14 protein-coding genes are annotated in these 16335 nt (G+C 38.5%); 12 read left to right on the forward strand and 2 right to left on the reverse strand.

Features of this window, described 5'->3' with window-relative positions:
- Window positions 1-13 precede the first annotated feature (13 nt).
- Together GSM_RS01400 and GSM_RS01405 are read right to left on the reverse strand one after the other, a co-directional pair.
- Window positions 14-1141, reverse strand: coding sequence for a trans-sulfuration enzyme family protein (locus tag GSM_RS01400; RefSeq protein ID WP_034541711.1), 1128 nt, complete (start codon window positions 1139-1141; stop codon window positions 14-16).
- Window positions 1137-1949, reverse strand: a complete 813-nt coding sequence (locus tag GSM_RS01405; RefSeq protein WP_003688143.1) for a homoserine O-acetyltransferase/O-succinyltransferase family protein — start codon at window positions 1947-1949, stop codon at window positions 1137-1139. The genes GSM_RS01400 and GSM_RS01405 overlap by 5 nt, the downstream gene beginning before the upstream one ends.
- A gap of 830 nt (window positions 1950-2779) precedes the next feature.
- Between GSM_RS01405 and lspA the strand changes: the two genes are divergently transcribed.
- The 12 genes from lspA to GSM_RS01465 all read left to right on the forward strand — a co-directional run bounded on the left by lspA (window position 2780) and on the right by GSM_RS01465 (window position 16214).
- Window positions 2780-3226, forward strand: a complete 447-nt coding sequence (gene lspA, locus GSM_RS01410) for a signal peptidase II (protein WP_003688141.1) — start codon at window positions 2780-2782, stop codon at window positions 3224-3226.
- Window positions 3210-4124, forward strand: coding sequence for an RluA family pseudouridine synthase (locus tag GSM_RS01415; protein WP_029327332.1), 915 nt, complete (start codon window positions 3210-3212; stop codon window positions 4122-4124). Before lspA ends, GSM_RS01415 begins: the two co-directional genes overlap by 17 nt.
- A gap of 157 nt (window positions 4125-4281) precedes the next feature.
- The gene (gene pyrR, locus GSM_RS01420; RefSeq protein ID WP_003688136.1) at window positions 4282-4818 is read left to right on the forward strand and encodes a bifunctional pyr operon transcriptional regulator/uracil phosphoribosyltransferase PyrR; all 537 of its coding nucleotides are present in this window, start codon (window positions 4282-4284) and stop codon (window positions 4816-4818) included.
- Between the two features lie 146 nt (window positions 4819-4964).
- Window positions 4965-6251 carry a solute carrier family 23 protein gene (locus tag GSM_RS01425; RefSeq protein ID WP_010077692.1) on the forward strand — a complete coding sequence of 429 codons (1287 nt, stop codon included), beginning with the start codon at window positions 4965-4967 and terminating at the stop codon, window positions 6249-6251.
- Window positions 6252-6261: 10 nt separating this feature from the next.
- Window positions 6262-7209 (forward strand): aspartate carbamoyltransferase catalytic subunit, encoded by a 948-nt coding sequence (locus tag GSM_RS01430; RefSeq protein WP_003688018.1) that lies wholly within the window; start codon window positions 6262-6264, stop codon window positions 7207-7209.
- A gap of 3 nt (window positions 7210-7212) precedes the next feature.
- Entirely contained in the window at window positions 7213-8496 is a 1284-nt protein-coding gene (pyrC, locus tag GSM_RS01435) for a dihydroorotase (RefSeq protein ID WP_003688017.1), read from the forward strand.
- A 2-nt stretch (window positions 8497-8498) separates the two neighbouring features.
- On the forward strand, window positions 8499-9584 hold the full coding sequence (locus tag GSM_RS01440) for a carbamoyl phosphate synthase small subunit (RefSeq protein ID WP_003688016.1): 1086 nt from the start codon (window positions 8499-8501) through the stop codon (window positions 9582-9584).
- On the forward strand, window positions 9577-12765 hold the full coding sequence (gene carB / locus GSM_RS01445) for a carbamoyl-phosphate synthase large subunit (RefSeq protein ID WP_003688015.1): 3189 nt from the start codon (window positions 9577-9579) through the stop codon (window positions 12763-12765). Before GSM_RS01440 ends, carB begins: the two co-directional genes overlap by 8 nt.
- Window positions 12766-12799: 34 nt before the next feature.
- Window positions 12800-13732, forward strand: coding sequence for a dihydroorotate dehydrogenase (locus GSM_RS01450; RefSeq protein ID WP_003688014.1), 933 nt, complete (start codon window positions 12800-12802; stop codon window positions 13730-13732).
- Entirely contained in the window at window positions 13732-14448 is a 717-nt protein-coding gene (gene pyrF, locus GSM_RS01455) for an orotidine-5'-phosphate decarboxylase (RefSeq protein WP_003688013.1), read from the forward strand. Before GSM_RS01450 ends, pyrF begins: the two co-directional genes overlap by 1 nt.
- Window positions 14448-15068 carry an orotate phosphoribosyltransferase gene (pyrE, locus tag GSM_RS01460; protein ID WP_003688012.1) on the forward strand — a complete coding sequence of 207 codons (621 nt, stop codon included), beginning with the start codon at window positions 14448-14450 and terminating at the stop codon, window positions 15066-15068. Before pyrF ends, pyrE begins: the two co-directional genes overlap by 1 nt.
- A gap of 159 nt (window positions 15069-15227) precedes the next feature.
- Entirely contained in the window at window positions 15228-16214 is a 987-nt protein-coding gene (locus GSM_RS01465; protein WP_003688010.1) for a glycosyltransferase, read from the forward strand.
- Window positions 16215-16335: the final 121 nt, after the last annotated feature.

Consider the following 16335-nt stretch of genomic DNA (forward strand, 5'->3'; position numbering starts at 1 on the left):
TAAAAAAGCTCCTTTATTCTAATGCATTTTTTAGTTCGGCAATCAAATCCTTACTACTTTCGAGACCGACTGAAAGACGCAGTAAGTTATCAGTGATGCCTAATTTTTCTCTCTGTTCAACTGGCATATCATGGTGCGTCTGCTTTGCAGGCAAGGTAACTAATGACTCAATTCCGCCAAGACTTTCTGCAAATGAAATTATTTTTAATCTGTCAAAGAAAGCAGCCAATTTAGTCTTATCTTTCAGATAAAAACTAATCATTCCACCTTTGCCAGGATAAAGGACTTTTGAAACAGCGGACGAATTTGATAAAAACTTAACGATATTCTGTGCATTTTCTGTATGTTGATGCATTCTGAGTGGAAGTGTTTTGAGACTCCGTAAAAGCAGCCATGAATCAAAAGGATCGAGGACTGCGCCTGTGGTATTAAAATTAAAAGTCAAAATGTCGGCTGTTTTTGTATCCTTGCAAATAACTGCACCACCAAGGAGATCATTGTGACCAGAGAGATATTTAGTGGCGCTGTGAACTACGATGTCGGCTCCAAGATCAAGTGGCTTCTGATAAATAGGAGTATAGAATGTATTGTCCACAATGACTTTTATATTAGAATTGATTCCATGAATTAGTGCGGCTATTTCTGCAATATCAGTTTTTTTCATAGTGGGATTTGAAGGTGTCTCAATCCACAGGGCAACAGTTTTAGAAGTGACTCTTTTAATGAGTTCGTCATTGTTTGTTCCATCCCACTGTGTAAATTTAAGGCCATAATGTTCGCTGAGATGATCAAAGTAGCGAAATGTTCCACCATATAGATCATCTGTTGAGATGATTTCGTCACCACTTTTAAAGAGGGAGAAAACCAATTCGATTGCAGCCATTCCGGAACTTAATGCGAATCCTTTTGTTCCTTCTTCCAGTAACGCGAGAGTTTGCTCTAATGTTTTTCTTGTTGGATTAGCCATCCTTGAATAGGCATACTGTTTTTCGTAGTCAAAATGATCTACATCAGATAGTTTGCCATGACGAAAGGTCGATGAGAGATAGATAGGTGTCGCAACTGTTCCGTATGGATCTTCTTGACTGTGATTTCCGGCTTGGGCTAAAAGTGTTTCAATTTCATATTTTTTCAAGTTAATTATTCCTTCCAAGAGCAATTGATTTTTTTATTTCAGTAATATCATCTAACCACTGGCGATAGAAGCTACTAGCAGTCGCTGACCAGGTATCAGTGGGCTTGTTGTTTTCATCAAAGTAATTACTTGGTTTATGCGGTGCAAGCCCCGCAAGTGAATCACGCTTATATTCTTGTGCCAGAGTATCGATTTGATATTCTAGATGACCTGTTAAGTAGGTTGAGTGTAGTCGTTTGTTTTGAATTAAGACGGCTCCAATCTCACGACTTCCAGCCACAATTGTTCCATCAATAGAATTTTGTAATGGGATTGTGAAGTAGCGTGAATGCGGGATGGTCAATTCATTGGTCGTATAGACCCCTGAAATCTTCTTAGTAAGCTGCTGACCTTTGAAAATTCCTTCGATTTCTCCAGCGGCATACGCACTCCAGCAAACAAAAAGGCTCTGTTGCGTATGAGTTTTACGCCATTCTACTATCTCTGAAAATTCATCCCAATAATCAATCGTAGCAAAATCCAAACGATCTAACGGTGCTCCGGTAACAATCAGGGCATCATAGTAGTTTGAATTAATTTCATCGAAAGTTGCATATTTTTCTAATGATTCACGTGCATTGTTTTTCAAAGTATGGGTTTTGGGCAAGCAAAAGGTTAATGTGATATCTCTTCTTGAGTTTTTCAACAAAGAGACAAACTGGTGCTCGGTTTCCGCACGGTTAGGCATGAGATTTAACAGCAGTACTTTTAATGTTTCTGGATGTTCAATATTTGTATTTTGAGTAAATCCATTAGTAATGTAAATTACAGCCATTTTAATGCGCCTCCTTTAGATATTTGTCACTTTTATAACTGGATTCTGTTTCTATAACTACAGACAAGCCAGTATTAATGGCGACGTGATTTGTTTCTGAATAAAAAAAGCCCGCAGTCTAAAAATAGACTGCGGGACGACTCATCGTGGTACCACCCGGTTTTCAGCTTAAAAGCCCTCATACGCACAAACTGGATTCTATGCGCGAACACTGTAACGGGTGTACCCGTGTAAGATTTACTTTAGCTACTATGTTTAGCTACTAAGCTCACCTTGCCTAAACTCCAAGACCATCTTCATACCTTCACGATAACCGAATCTCAGCATAATCGGCTTTCTGTAATATCGCTCCAAATACTACTTATCTTTTCAACGTTAATTATTACTAATTAGATTAAGACTAATTTAAAAAAAGGTCAAGTATTTTCATGGCTAAGAGCTGAAAATAATTGTTTTTTTGCTTATCAAACTTTTTTGACATAATTAGCGTATATTAAAAAGGTGAGAAGTGGTAATAGGAAGTAAGCTAGAAAATGTGTAAAATGTGAATTTTGAACCAATTTCTTTGTTGGCTCGGTACAAAGGTTTTTCATAAGTCAAAATTTTCTGTTTAACTTCGAATTATTCATAACATAGAGCACGACATACTTTCAATTTTGTATTTGTGCCGGTTTTTACGTCTCATGGAATACTCTCCATCATGGTGGGGAGCTTTTTTGAAAATACAAGGGTTTAAGATTTTCTTAAAATGCAGTATAATACAAGTTTGAATTACATACGTTGTTCCTGTAAAAGAACAGAAACATACCTGAAAGCGAGGATACGTCATTATGGCGCTATATATCTTTTTGATTTTTGCAGTCATCTTACTGGATCAAATAGTAAAGTTAATAGTAGTAAGCAGCATTCCACTGGACAGCAGTGTTCAATTTATTCCGTCCGTTTTATCGGTGGCTCATATTCGTAATTATGGAGCAGCATGGAACATCTTCACTGGGCAGAAATGGTTTTTATTTTTAATAACCATTATTGCCCTAGGTGTGTTAGTTTATCTTTTTTTGAAGCTATGGAAAAATTGGGTGTATGCGCTGGGAATCAGTTTGATGATAGGTGGAACCTTAGGTAACTTCATTGATCGAATCAGAATAGGATATGTAGTTGATATGCTGCAACTTGATTTTATTAATTTTCCTATTTTCAATGTTGCTGATTCAGCACTATCAATTGGTGTAGTGGTTATTATAATTGCCATGTTGCGGGATGATAAAAATGACTGAAAAAAAGATAATTAATGAACAAAAAGGGCGACTGGATAAAGTTTTGACTGAATTTTTTCCCCAATATTCTAGATCACAGTTAAAACAATGGCTGGTTGAAAGAGCTATCTTAGTAAATTCACAGCCCGCAAAACCTAACTACAAAGTAAAAGAAAATGATCAAATTGAACTAACTATTCCACCGGTTAAAGAAACTAGTATTCAACCTGAAAATATTCCATTGGACATTGTGTATGAAGATGAAGATGTCCTAGTTGTTAATAAGCCTCAAGGTATGGTGGTCCATCCTTCACCAGGACATCCAGATAAGACGCTTGTTAATGCTTTGCTGGCACATAGTCCATTGTCAACAATTAATGGTGAGTTCCGTCCCGGGATTGTCCACCGTATAGACAAAGATACTTCAGGGTTGTTGATGGTTGCTAAAAATGATCAAGCACATCGTAGTCTTGCAGCACAATTGAAGGCCAAAACAAATATTAGAGAGTATATCGCTTTGGTCCATGGAGTTATCAAGGAAGATAACGGGAAGATTGACGCACCGTTAGGACGCTCACCAAAGGACCGAAAGAAACAGGCCGTTGTTTCAGGCGGGCGAAATGCAGTGACGCGTTTTTCAGTTATTAAACGTTATCAAAATTATACATTGATCAAATGTATTTTGGAGACGGGGCGTACTCATCAAATTAGAGTACATCTAAAGTATATTGGACATCCGCTTGTCGGCGATCCTTTGTATGGGCCATCTAAAACAATTAAAGGCAACGGACAGTTTTTGCATGCTGGTAAACTTGGATTTAAGCATCCAAGGACTGGTAAAGAGTTGGTTTTTGATGTACCCTTACCAGAAATTTTCAGAAAAACATTGGATTATCTTGACAAACAGGATAATCTCTAGTAACTTAATACGTAATCAAGGTCCTTTAAACATAGTCCTGTGAGGCTAAGAAGGCAGTGTCTTAATTGAACTCGGAATAAAGACAGAAGTCTATCACTTAGCCTGCATTTGGCTAGGTGGTTTTTTTATGGACAAATGACAAAAAGGAGAGAAAAAAATGGCTAAAGAAGTTGTTGATTCAATGGCAATGAAACGTGCTCTAACTCGTATGACTTATGAGATTATCGAAAAAAATAAGGGCATCGAAGATTTGGTAATTATTGGAATTAAAACTCGAGGCATTTATCTGGCAAAGAGAATTGCACAACGTTTACAGCAGCTTGAAGGGGCAAACGTACCTGTTGGCGAACTTGATATTTCATTATATCGTGATGATCGCCATGATGCCGCAAATAAAAACGAACCGATTGTTAATTCGGCAAAACTTGATTTTGATATTACTGAGAAACAAGTTATCTTAGTTGATGATGTATTGTTCACTGGACGTACAATTCGTGCAGCCCTTGATGCATTGATGGATCAAGGACGTCCCAAGAAGATTAATTTAGCAGTATTGGTTGATCGTGGACATCGTGAGTTACCAATTCGTGCAGATTTTGTTGGCAAGAATATCCCTACATCACTTGACGAACAAATTGCGGTTGAAGTTGAAGAAATTGATGAAAAAGATTCAATCATGATAGAAAAAATTTAATAGCTGCGACCATTTAATTGACTCCAGAGAGAGCAAAAAGGTTGATGAACCGGTTTCTTATTAAAAGAGAAATCTGGTCTGACCTTATGCCGACCTGGATCAATCAAGATTCAGGTTTTTTTGTATAGCATAGAAGGAGAATAAAGATGAATTCAAGTGAACAAAAGGAATTTAGAAATGATGAGGCTTTACTAGACATTAAAGATCGACCAAGCTTTGGTCATTGGCTGGTTTTGTCGATTCAACATTTATTTACAATGTTCGGGGCAACGGTTCTCGTACCGCTCCTGGTGGGGATCAATCCGAGTATTGCATTATTCAGTTCGGGAGTTGGAACCCTAGTTTACATAGCATGTACTAAGGCAAAGATTCCGGCTTATCTTGGCTCGAGTTTTGCATTTATTGCTACGATGCAGACTTTAATTAAGGCAGACGGTTATCCGGCTGTTGCACAAGGTGCTATCTCTGCAGGCTTGGTTTATCTAGTAGTTTCTTTGATAGTCAGCCGTTTCGGCAGCAAATGGGTCGATAAGGTTTTACCGCCAGTTGTTGTTGGACCGATTATCATTGTGATTGGACTTTCAATTGCTTCAACAGCTGCCACAGATGCAATGATGAACGGAACTCATTATGATTTGAAATACTTTGTAGTAGCAATTTTTACCTTATTAATTACCATTATTTTTAATATGTACCTCAAAGGCTTTCCAAGTATGATACCAGTATTACTAGGAATTGCATGTGGTTATCTGGTTGCATTAGCAGTTGGAATCGTTGATTTAACACCTGTTGCACAAGCAAAATGGTTCTCATTGCCTGCATTTGATGCAATGTTTGTCAACTATCATTTTAAATGGTATCCAGCAGCAATCATCGGTATGGCTCCAATTGCTTTCGTAACAATGACTGAGCACATGGGACATGTAATGGTGCTAAATAAATTAACAAAGAGAAATTTCTTTAAAGATCCAGGCCTGCATCGCACATTATTCGGTGATGGTCTATCCTCGATCATTGCGGGTTTTGTTGGTGGTCCGCCAACAACTTCTTATGGTGAAAATATTGGAGTACTTGCAATGACAAGAGTGCATAGCGTGTGGGTACTTGGCGGAGCCGCATTTTTTGCAATCTTATTCAGTTTCGTCGGCAAAATTAGTGCATTAATTCATTCGATTCCAAGTCCTGTAATTGGCGGAATCAGCTTCTTATTATTCGGAATGATTGCGTCGAATGGCTTAAGAATCTTGGTAGACAACAAAGTAAACTATGAATTAAAGAGAAATTTGATTATTACATCAGTTATCTTGGTTATCGGGATTGGTGGAACTTACTTGCAATTAGGAAGTTTTCAATTGACAAGTATCGCATTAGCAACAGTCTTTGGCATAATTTTAAATTTGGTTCTTCCTGAGAAAGCAATAAGCGAAAGGTAGGAGATAAGGAATGTTAAAGGTAGGAAGTCACGTTAAGTTACAGCACTTTGTAACTGTCAAGGATCTACATGATGATCAAGTTATGGCATTGATTGAACGCGCAATTTATTTTAAAAATGGTGGTGCAGTACCATATTTTGAACAGCCGATTTATGCCGTTAATATGTTTTTTGAGAACAGTACACGAACACATTGTAGTTTCGAGATGGCTGAACGTAAATTAGGATTACAGGTAATTCCATTTGATCCTGCTACTAGTTCAGTAAAAAAAGGCGAGACTCTCTATGACACATTGCTTTCTTTGAATGCAATTGGAGTTAATCTAGCGATTATGCGTCATCGGGAAAATGAATATTACAAGGAACTAATTGAACTTGAACCGACACAAAAGCTTGATATCGGGATTGTGAACGCGGGAGATGGCAGTGGACAGCATCCTTCTCAATCGCTGCTTGATATGATGACGATTTATGAGCAATTTGGAACATTCAAGAACTTAAAGGTCGCAATTATTGGTGATCTGAGTAATTCAAGGGTAGCACGAAGCAATATGCAATTATTAAAGAAGCTCGGAGCACAAGTTTTTTTTGCAGGACCAAGTTACTGGTATTCAAAAGAATTTGAAGAGTATGGTGAGTATCTTGGAGTCGATAAATTAGTTTCACAGGTGGATGTGATGATGTTACTGCGTGTTCAGCATGAGCGCCACACTAATGAGACTGGTTTCTCTGCTGCTCAATATCACGAACGGTACGGTTTAACACTGGAACGTTACAAGGAAATGAAGAAAGATGCCATAATAATGCATCCTGGTCCAATAAATCGTGGAGTTGAGATTGCTTCTGAATTAGTCGAAGCACCTAGGTCAAGATTTGTAAAGCAAATGCAAAATGGTGTGTACATGCGTATGGCAATGCTCGAAGCAGTTATCGCTGGCAGACATCTGGGAGGACTTTAAAATATGGACTTTTTACTTGAAAATGGGCTTGTATATCAAGCCGGTAAATTACAAAAAATGGATCTGCTTGTGCAAAATGGTGTAATTACTGCTTTTGGACAAAATCTTGGGCAATTGTTTGAAGATACCAAGAGAATTGATGTTTCAAATAAATTAGTTTCTCCCGGACTTGTTGACGTACACGTTCACTACAGAGAACCTGGATTTACTCATAAGGAAACTATCAAAACAGGTAGTCAAGCAGCGGCACATGGTGGATTTACAACAGTCTGTGCAATGCCCAACCTAAATCCAGTTCCAGATACGGCAGAACGATTAGCAAATGTAATAACTAAAAATGAATCTGATGGTGTTGTTCATATTAAACAGTATGCGGCAATTACTGCGGGTTTAAAAAGTGAGCAAATTAATGATTTGGCTGCTTTAAAAGAAGCTGGGGCATTTGCCTTTAGTAATGACGGAAGTGGAATTCAGACCGCTGGGGTTATGTACCAAGCAATGAAGCTAGCGGCTAACCTAGATATGCCACTTGTTGAACACATTGAGGATAATTCATTACTGTATGGAGGAGTGATGAATGAGGGCAGGCGAGCACATGAGTTAGGCCTTCCTGGGATGCTTGGCTTGAGTGAATCATCTCAACTAGCACGAGACTTAATTCTTGCACAAAAAACAGGTGTACATTATCATGCATGTCACTTATCGACAAAAGAGAGCGTTGAATTAATGCGTCTGGCTAAGTCAAAGGGGGTTAATGTCACTTGTGAAGTTGCACCACATCATCTCTTATTGAGTGACGAGGATATTCCAGCAGACGACGCATATTTCAAGATGAATCCGCCATTGCGTGATGAGAACGATAAAGCGGCTTTATTAGCGGGTCTGCTAGATGGCACGATTGATATGATTGCCACTGATCATGCTCCGCACAGTCATGAAGAAAAAATTGGTGGAATGTGTCAGGCATCCTTTGGAATTACCGGAAGTGAGACAGCTTTCACATTGCTGTATACGCATTTTGTAAAGAGTGGCAAGCTAACACTGGAAAAGTTGTTGGATAAGATGAGTAGTGAACCTGCAAAAGCATTTCGCATGAAGAGTGCAGGAGAATTGTTGATTGGCAGGCCTGCAGATATTGCTGTTTTTGACCTAGATACAGAATATGAATTAAAAGAAGAAGAGTATTTCTCAAAGGGTACAAACACACCTTTTACGGGTGAAAAAGTGTACGGTAAGACAATTATGACATTTGTTGCTGGAGAACTTGTTTATCAAAAGGAGGACTGAACTTGAAACGTTATTTGATTTTAGAAGATGGCAGCATCTTCAAAGGGGAAGGTTTTGGTGCAAATATCACAACTACTGGGGAGGTCGTCTTTACGACAGGAATGACAGGATATCAAGAAGCTGTCACCGACCAGTCTTTTGCAAATCAAATATTAGTATTCACCAACCCTTTAATTGGTAATTACGGAGTGAACCTTGATGATTATGAATCAATTGAACCTAGATGTAAGGGCGTTATCTGCCACGAATTAGCCCGTACCTCAAGTAATTGGCGGCAACAAAGCAGTTTTGCAGATTTCTTGGTACAGATGAATATCCCGGGAATTAAAGGAATCGATACACGTGCACTGACGAAAAAACTGCGCTCTGCTGGAACAATGAAGGGGAGAATAATTGATTCCACTGATGATTTTGAACATGCTTTCTCACAATTAAATGCAACAGTTGTTAATGAAAATCTTGTTGCTCAAGTATCAACAAGTAAACCTTATCCGAATCCTGGAAGCAAGCGCAATGTAGTGGTAATTGATTTTGGATTGAAGCATAGTATCTTACGGGAATTGGCTAAACGGGACTGCAATACAATCGTATTACCATATGATGCTACGGCAGAAGATATCTTCAAGCTAAAGCCGGACGGTGTTTTGCTAACTAATGGACCTGGTGATCCTAAGTCACTTCCTGCAGCTATCAAGATGATTCAAAAAGTTGAACAGAAATTACCTCTTTTCGGAATTTGTCTTGGACATCAACTGTTTGCACTTGCTAATGGCGCTGATACGTTCAAAATGAAGTTTGGTCATCGCGGTTTCAATCATCCTGTTAGAGAAATCGCGAGTGGGAGAATCTGTTTTACTTCACAGAATCACGGCTATGCAGTAGCTCCGGATTCCGTTGATAATGATGTAATGAATATTACTTACCGTGAAATCAATGATGGTACTGTGGAAGGATTGCGCCACAAGAATTATCCGGCTTTCAGTGTGCAGTTCCATCCAGATGCAGCACCTGGTCCGCATGATGCAGTAGATATATTTGATGACTTTATGCATATGATTGATACGAGAAAGGATGAACGTAATGCCTAAGAGAACTGATATTCATAAAATTATGGTGATTGGCTCTGGCCCAATTATTATTGGACAGGCAGCTGAATTTGATTATTCTGGAACACAGGCTTGCATGGCACTGCGTGAAGAGGGATATGAGGTTGTTTTGGTCAACTCGAATCCAGCAACAATTATGACTGATACGGAAATTGCTGACAGAGTATACATCGAACCACTTACAACTGATTCTGTTTCTCGTATCATACGTCAAGAATATCCTGATGCAATTTTACCAACACTTGGTGGGCAAGTGGGATTAAACATGGCAATGTCACTATCCGAAGCAGGAATACTGGATGAACTCGGGATCGAATTGCTTGGAACCAAGCTGACAGCCATTAACCAGGCTGAAGATCGTGAGCTATTCAAGGAATTGATGAATGATTTAAACGAACCTATTCCACCATCAAAGACCGTTAATACAACACAAGAAGCACTTGACTTTGCTGATGAAATCGGCTATCCAGTAATCGTTCGCCCAGCCTTTACAATGGGCGGCACTGGCGGTGGACTTTGTGATAATAAAGATCAGCTAGCACAGATTGCTGCTAATGGTCTGGATTTGTCACCTGTTACGCAATGTTTAATTGAAAAAAGTATTACGGGGTATAAAGAAATCGAGTTTGAAGTTATGCGTGATCATGAAGACAATACGATGGTCGTTTGCAGCATGGAAAACTTTGATCCAGTTGGAATTCATACAGGTGATTCGATTGTTTTTGCACCAACGCAGACATTGGCTGATCGTGAATATCAAATATTGCGTGATGTTTCATTGCGCCTGATTAGCGCGTTGAAGATCGAAGGGGGGTGCAATGTCCAACTAGCTCTTGATCCTAATAGTTTTAATTACAATGTTATTGAAGTTAATCCACGTGTTAGCCGTTCCTCAGCACTTGCTTCTAAGGCAACTGGCTATCCCATCGCTAAGATGGCGGCTAAGATTGCAGTTGGGTTGACCTTGGATGAAATTAAGAATCCCGTCACGGGAACAACGTTTGCAGAGTTTGAGCCCGCACTTGATTACGTTGTAGCTAAGATTCCACGCTGGCCGTTTGATAAATTTGCTCGTGCGAACCGTAAATTAGGGACACAGATGAAGGCCACCGGTGAAGTAATGGCTATCGGTAGGACTGCGGAAGAAGCGCTTCAAAAGGCAGTTCGTTCTCTTGAAATTGATGAAAAAGATCTGTTTTCTGATGAAGCACAGGCAGCGACTGATCAAAAACTTGAAGAAAAAATCATGCATCCACAAGATGACCGCATCTTCTACTTGACTGAGGCATTCAGGAGAGGCTATACGATCGAAGAACTACATGAATTAACGAAAATCAATGCCTATTTTCTTGACCTACTGAAACATATTACGGAATTGGAAGTTGAAATCTGCGATAATCCAAATAATTTAGAATCACTTGAAAAGGCCAAAAAATACGGTTTTAGTGATATGACAGTTGCGAAACTCTGGAATTCAAAGGAAAGTAAGATACGTGCATTACGTAAATCAAACAAGCTGATCCCTGTGTACAAAATGGTTGATACTTGCGCAGCTGAATTTGAGTCACAGACCCCTTACTTTTACAGCACTTATGATATGGAGAATGAAAGTGTTCCTTCAGACAGAAAGTCGATTCTTGTAATTGGTTCTGGCCCAATTAGAATCGGGCAAGGAGTAGAGTTTGATTATGCAACTGTTCACAGTGTTAAAGCAATTCAAAAACTAGGATATGAAGCAATTGTAATGAATAGTAATCCAGAAACAGTTTCAACTGATTTTTCTGTTTCGGATAAGTTATACTTTGAGCCATTGACACTTGAAGATGTTCTGAATGTTATTGAATTGGAAAAGCCGCTTGGAGTAATTGTACAATTTGGCGGACAGACTGCAATTAATTTGGCTGCAGGTCTGGTTGAAAATGGTGTTAAGATTCTGGGAACAACGGTTGAGGATCTAGATCGAGCAGAAGATCGAGAGTTGTTTGATCAGGTAATTAATAATTTGGGACTCAAGCAGCCAATTGGAAAGACTGCAACAACACAGGAAGGCGTTGTAAAAATAGCTGCTGAGATTGGCTATCCAGTCTTAGTAAGGCCCAGCTATGTTCTGGGTGGACGTGCGATGGAAATTGTCAACGACGAAACTGAGTTAAATGATTACCTTGAACATAATGCAAAGGCGGCAATCGACCATCCAATTCTTGTTGATGCATATCTTGAAGGAATGGAATGTGAAGTTGATGCAATTTGTGATGGGAAAGATGTCTTATTGCCAGGTATTATGGAGCATATCGAGCATGCGGGTGTCCATTCAGGTGATTCCATGGCAGTATATCCACCACAATCATTTAGTGAAGATATTAAGCAGCAAATTGTTGATGCAACTAAAAAGTTAGCCGTGGCATTAAAGTGTGTTGGAATTATGAATATTCAGTTTATTATCCATGACAATGAAGCATATGTGTTGGAAGTCAACCCTCGTGCAAGCCGAACAGTCCCATTCTTAAGTAAGATTACGGGGATTGAGATGGCACAAGTTGCTACTAAGGTAATTTTGGGACAATCACTTAAAGAACTAGGATTTAAATCTGGTTTGTATCCAGAAAGCAAGACAATTCATGTTAAGGCACCCGTATTTTCATTCAGTAAGTTGGAAGATGTCGATAGTTATTTAGGACCTGAGATGAAGTCAACTGGTGAAGTAATGGGAAGCGATCATACTTTTGAGAAGGCACTGCTTAAGGCTTTTGCTGGAGCTAAGATGGAACTTCCAATGAGTGGAAATGTCTTATTAACAATTGATAGCAATGATAAAGAAGCTGTTTTACCAGTTGCCCAAAGATTCAGTCGTGTGGGATACCGCTTGTTTGCAACAAATGGAACAGCAGCCTTCTTGAAGGAACACGGATTGCATGTAATGAAAGTGAATAAAATCGGTGAAGACGGCAAGTCTGATTTAGATATTTTGAAAATTATCAAGGATGGTCAGATACAGTTGGTCATCAACACAATGAGTCACGATCAAGAAGTAACCTCTGATGGCTTCACAATTCGGCAAACAGCAATTGAGCATAATGTTCCGTTGCTAACATCATTGAATACAGCGGATGCTTTAGGACGAGCAATGGAAAATCGTACTTTTGCGACTGACGTTATAAAATAGTTTTGACAATCGTTATAAAAAGGTGGGGTTGTTTATGAAAAATTCTCGTTTAGCAGTTTCATTACCAGGCTTGGAACTTAAAAATCCAGTGATGCCGTCCAGCGGATGCTTTGGCTTTGGAGATAACAAGTTTGCACAAATGTACGATTTAAATAAGTTGGGTTCAATTATTTTGAAGTCAGCAACTTTGAATGAAAGAAAAGGTAATCCCGAGCCAAGAATAGCAGTAGTAGAAGATGGAGCGTTAAATGCAGTAGGACTAAAGAATCCTGGGCTATCAGTGATTTTGTCACAGAAAATACCTGAACTACGAGCGAAAGTTCCAGACTTGCCACTGATTGCAAGCGTTGCTGGGTCAACAAAATCAGAGTATGTAGAAGTTGCTAAGGCATTGAGTGCGTCAGGGTTGGTTAATGCACTAGAATTGAATATCTCATGCCCAAATGTTCATGAAGGTGGGATGCTGTTTGGAACCAGTCCCAAAATTGCGGCTGAACTAACGAGAGCAGTTAAAGAAGTTACAGATATTCCGGTTTTCGTAAAATTAACTCCTAATGTTACAGATATTGTTGAAATAGCAAAGGCTGTTGCCGCTGCTGGTGCGGATGGACTTAGCATGATTAATACGTCCTTAGGAATGAAAATTGATATCAAGACTAGGAAGCCTGTTTTAGGTAATGGAACTGGTGGACTATCTGGAAGAGCCATCAAACCGCTAGCCGTCAGAATGATTTATCAAGTAAGTCATGCTATTGATCTGCCGATTATTGCCTCAGGCGGAATTGAAAATGTTGATGATGTAATCGAAATGTACCTTGCAGGTGCGCACGCTGTCTCAATAGGGACTGCGCATTTTAAGAATCCGACTGCCTGCCTTGATTTAATTGAAGAATTACCTGCCAAGCTGGATGAACTTGGAATAACAAGCTTGAAATCTTTGATCGAAGAAGTTAGGAGTAATCGATAATGCGAATTGAACGACCAATTATTGCGCTAGACTTTCCCGGCCGCAATGAAACAATGCAATTCTTGTCTGAATTTCCAAAGGATGAATCTTTATTTGTCAAAATAGGAATGGAACTCTACTATAGTGAAGGAACTGATATGGTCAGAGAAATAAAATCATTGGGTCATGATGTTTTTCTTGATTTAAAGTGCCATGATATTCCACATACAGTTGAGAATGCCATGAGAGTTCTTGGAAAGATTGGTGTTGACTTAACAACTTTGCATGCCAGTGGCGGTAGTGAGATGATGGAAGCTGCAAAGACTGGGATACTAGATGGAAGCGGCGGAAAGCAAACTGCAAGATTATTGGCGATCACTCAGTTGACTTCAACAAACCAGCAAATGGTTGAAGAAGAACAATTGATTTCTGTGCCGTTAAAAGAGAGTGTTTTGAATTATGCAAGATTGGCTCAGAAGTCGGGGATGGACGGAGTGGTTTGTTCTGCTCAAGAAGCGAAAAGCATCGCTGAAGAAACTGACGAGGACTTCTTGCGTGTAACTCCTGGGATTAGGTTAGCAGGAGGAGCACTTGGTGACCAAAAACGGGTGATGACACCAGATGAAGCTGCTAGAAATCAAAGCAGTGCAATCGTTGTAGGAAGAGCAATCACACAGGCAAAAGACCGAGTTGGTGCATATCAAACAGTTAAGAAGTTATGGGAGGATGCGAAATAATGAAGCAGGTAGCAAAAGATTTACTAGAAATTAATGCGGTAGCTTTATCACCTAATAGACCATTTACTTGGGCTAGTGGAATTAAAAGCCCGATTTACTGTGATAATCGATTGACGATCAGCTATCCTAAAATTCGCAAGGAGATCGCGAAAGGAATCGCTAACTTAATTCGTGATCTTTTTCCAGAGGCACAGGTAATCGCGGGAACTGCAACTGCGGGAATTCCACATGCTGCATGGATTGCCGATGAATTGAACTTGCCAATGATTTATGTACGTTCCAAACCCAAAGATCATGGTCAAGGTCGTCAAATCGAAGGTGTTGTTGAAAAAGGACAGAAAACAGTTCTGATCGATGATCTCATCTCAACAGGTGGGAGTGTCCTAAAAGCTGTCGAAGCTGCTCAAAATGAAGGTGCGGATGTAATCGGTGTTTGCGGAATCTTTAGCTATCAATTAGCAGCAGCAAAGGAGAATTTTGCCGCGGTTAATATCCCTTTTGTAACGCTAACCAACTATAGCGAATTGATTGAAGTCGCTGTTGAAGAAAATCAGATTACGGCAGAAGATCGCAAATTGCTGCATAAGTGGCGTGAAAATCCGAAAGGTTGGTTAGAATAAAGTAATACAAAAAAGCTGTAACCTAGGTTACGGTTTTTTTTATATTACTTAGCTACTGAAATGTACAATTTAATTCTTACTTGCATGTTCTAAAATTATTTACTAGAATTACAAGTGGTATAGCTTTAGAAAAATAATATTAATTATAGGAGTAATTAGATGATATCTGTTGTTGTAGCAACGTATAATGGAGAAAAATTCATTACCGAGCAGCTTAATTCGATAAAGAATCAAAATTGTCAACCTGATGAGGTTATTATAAGAGATGATAGGTCTAGTGATGCGACTGCGGAAATTGTTAGGAAATATATCAAAGAGAATAATCTAATTAACTGGGACTTTGAAATTAATTCTGAAAATAAGGGATACAAAAAAAATTTTTATGATTTATTGAAACTCGCTAAGGGTGATTTAATTTTTCTTTCCGATCAAGATGATGTGTGGATGAATAACAAACTTGCTGTTATGAAAAATATAATGGAGCAAAATAAGAAAATAGAAACACTTAATTCTGGAATACAATTGGTGGACCAGAACTTAAAGCGGATTGAATTAGGATTAAGAAAAAATTTCTATAATGCAAATTTTATATATTCAGATCATAAGTTAGAAGAGTTAAATTATTTTAAATTGGAAGATATGATTGAAAGAAATATCTCACCTGGGTGTTCAATGTGTATTACTAAGGAATTAAGAAACCAATTTATTACTACCTATAATTTTGTATTGCCTCATGATTGGTACATGAATTTGTTGGCATCTTTGAATGGAAATTGTTGTTTCGTAAATATAAAGTTAATAAACTATAGAATACATCAAAAAAATACGATTGGTTTATCAACTAAGTGGGATATTAGGACTAAATTACACTCGTATGAGGAGGATCGAAAAAAAAGAATAAAAAAATTTGCTGAATTATCCGAATCTTTTCAAAATATTGTTGATAATTATGAATTGGAAGAAGGGGAGAAGGTTCGTTTACAAGGGTACCTGAAAGCAAGGCTTGATTTTTTGATTACACCAAACTTATATAATCTCAATAAGTTACGCAAATTTCCGGAGTATCTGCGGTCAACTACATTACGTGGAAAAATTTGGAATTTAATATTGTCATTACATTTAGATAGATTTATACTAAATAAATAATATAATTTTGATTAAAAAGTTAATTATTAATGATTTGGTTGCATGAAGCCTGACCAAATATTATTACATAATTAGGATATTAGATATGCTAGGTAGAGAAAGAAGGAGTAAAGCCTTAGTA

Origin of the sequence: Liquorilactobacillus mali KCTC 3596 = DSM 20444 (genome assembly GCF_000260415.1) — a bacterium.
Classification (GTDB): Bacteria; Bacillota; Bacilli; order Lactobacillales; family Lactobacillaceae; genus Liquorilactobacillus; species Liquorilactobacillus mali.

What these genes read in the sequence shown, in the direction of transcription:
- GSM_RS01405 (WP_003688143.1), bottom strand. Translation starts at nt 1,949, where the DNA reads ATGGCTGTAATTTACATTACTAATGGATTTACTCAAAATACAAATATT.
- lspA (WP_003688141.1), top strand. Translation starts at nt 2,780, where the DNA reads ATGGCGCTATATATCTTTTTGATTTTTGCAGTCATCTTACTGGATCAA.
- GSM_RS01415 (WP_029327332.1), top strand. Translation starts at nt 3,210, where the DNA reads ATGATAAAAATGACTGAAAAAAAGATAATTAATGAACAAAAAGGGCGA.
- pyrR (WP_003688136.1), top strand. Translation starts at nt 4,282, where the DNA reads ATGGCTAAAGAAGTTGTTGATTCAATGGCAATGAAACGTGCTCTAACT.
- GSM_RS01425 (WP_010077692.1), top strand. Translation starts at nt 4,965, where the DNA reads ATGAATTCAAGTGAACAAAAGGAATTTAGAAATGATGAGGCTTTACTA.
- GSM_RS01430 (WP_003688018.1), top strand. Translation starts at nt 6,262, where the DNA reads ATGTTAAAGGTAGGAAGTCACGTTAAGTTACAGCACTTTGTAACTGTC.
- pyrC (WP_003688017.1), top strand. Translation starts at nt 7,213, where the DNA reads ATGGACTTTTTACTTGAAAATGGGCTTGTATATCAAGCCGGTAAATTA.
- carB (WP_003688015.1), top strand. Translation starts at nt 9,577, where the DNA reads ATGCCTAAGAGAACTGATATTCATAAAATTATGGTGATTGGCTCTGGC.
- GSM_RS01450 (WP_003688014.1), top strand. Translation starts at nt 12,800, where the DNA reads ATGAAAAATTCTCGTTTAGCAGTTTCATTACCAGGCTTGGAACTTAAA.
- pyrF (WP_003688013.1), top strand. Translation starts at nt 13,732, where the DNA reads ATGCGAATTGAACGACCAATTATTGCGCTAGACTTTCCCGGCCGCAAT.
- pyrE (WP_003688012.1), top strand. Translation starts at nt 14,448, where the DNA reads ATGAAGCAGGTAGCAAAAGATTTACTAGAAATTAATGCGGTAGCTTTA.
- GSM_RS01465 (WP_003688010.1), top strand. Translation starts at nt 15,228, where the DNA reads ATGATATCTGTTGTTGTAGCAACGTATAATGGAGAAAAATTCATTACC.